This is a genomic window from Brachyspira pilosicoli (assembly GCF_019402445.1).
GTDB classification, from domain to species: domain Bacteria; phylum Spirochaetota; class Brachyspiria; order Brachyspirales; family Brachyspiraceae; genus Brachyspira; species Brachyspira pilosicoli_B.
Genome location: NZ_SRZM01000379.1, coordinates 1 through 1,616, shown reverse-complemented (window position 1 = coordinate 1,616; position 1,616 = coordinate 1). Strand labels below are relative to the sequence as shown.

The 1,616-nt window shown below is 29.7% G+C and carries 1 protein-coding gene; it reads left to right on the top strand.

The features are described from left to right. The first annotated feature begins 201 nt into the window (after positions 1-201). A complete protein-coding gene (locus tag E6A48_RS11025; RefSeq protein ID WP_219710320.1) occupies positions 202-1,611 on the top strand; it encodes an alanine/glycine:cation symporter family protein in 1,410 nt (469 codons plus the stop codon). Positions 1,612-1,616: the final 5 nt, after the last annotated feature.

Below are 1,616 nucleotides of genomic sequence, written 5' to 3'. Positions count from 1 at the left end.
TTTTGGTTCTTTGACGAAGTCCGCAGAGCGTAAGGCAGGAAAAAGAACAATAAAAAATCATCAATAAAATCTATTCAAAACTCATATAAAAACTTTTTGACAAAATCATAAAAATAATATATATTTTTAACAATTCTATTATTAGTAATGAATAATTGCTTACAAAATCTAATATTTTCAATTTTTTAAGAGGTTATGCATATGAATATTATTAATTCTATTATAACAAACACAAATAATGTTATGTATGGATATTTACTTTTGGCCGTATTTTTTGTGGTGGCTGTATTTTTTACTATTAGACTAAAAGGAATACAAATTTCTCACTCTATACATGCACTAAAACTTCTATTCTCAAAACATGAAAAAGGAGACGGAGTTTCAGGGTTTGTAAGCTTTTGTATAAGTACTGCTTCAAGAGTAGGTACTGGAAACATTACTGGTGTTATGGGTGCTGTTTCTGCGGGAGGACCTGGTGCATTATTTTGGATGTGGATTATGGCTCTTTTGGGCGGAAGTTTAGCTTTTTCTGAAAGTACACTCGCACAATTATATAAAGAAAAAGATTCTATGGGTAAGTTTATAGGAGGAGCTTCTTTCTATATAAAAAGTAAATTAAAAAAACCTGTACTTGCAATGCTATTTGCTTTATGTATGATATTTACTTATACTACTTTTAATGGGGTTCAGGCAAATACTATATCAAATGCCTTATCAAAATATAATGTATCTGTAGTAATTACTGCTGTTATTTTAACAATACTCACAGCATTAATATTATTCAGTAAAAAAAGAGACACTATAACACATGCATGCGTATTTATAGTACCTGTTATGGCAATACCTTATATATTAATGGGACTTTTTATATTCTTCACTAATTTACCTTCAGTGCCTTCGGTATTTCAAAATATATTTATACAAGCATTTAAACCTAGTGCAATTTTTGGAGGTGCTATAGGTATTACAATTTCAAACGGATTAAAAAGAGGATTATTCTCAAATGAGGCTGGTATGGGTGGTGCTCCGCATGCTGCTGCTGCTGCTCATACTTCTCACCCTTGTAAACAGGGACTTATACAAATGTTCTCTGTATTTACAGATACTTTATTAATATGTTCTATTTCTGGTTTTATACTTTTATTATCTCCTGAAGCTATGAAAGAAGTAAAAAACATAGAAGGTATTAATTTATTTCAATATGCTATGGAATCACATTTAGGAAGTTTTGGTTCTATATTTATCACTGTATGTATATTGTTCTTCTCATATAGCTCTATACTTGGTAATTTCTTCTATATAAAAACAGGTGCTGCTGCTGTAAAAGATAATTTTGCATCATATATAATAGTAGGACTTATGACTATAGTAATGGTATTTGCTGGTTCATTGGCAGAGTTTAAAACTATTTGGGGAGCAGGTGATATGTTTATGGGCTTTATGGCTTTATTAAACATTATAGTAATGGTAATACTTAATAAACCAGTATACTTGCTTACAAAACATTATGTATCACAATTAAAAGAGCATAAAGAACCTAAATTCAATAAAAACTCTATTTCAGATTTATCCAATGATGATGCTATTAGTCAGTGGAATGGAAATGAATAATTAAA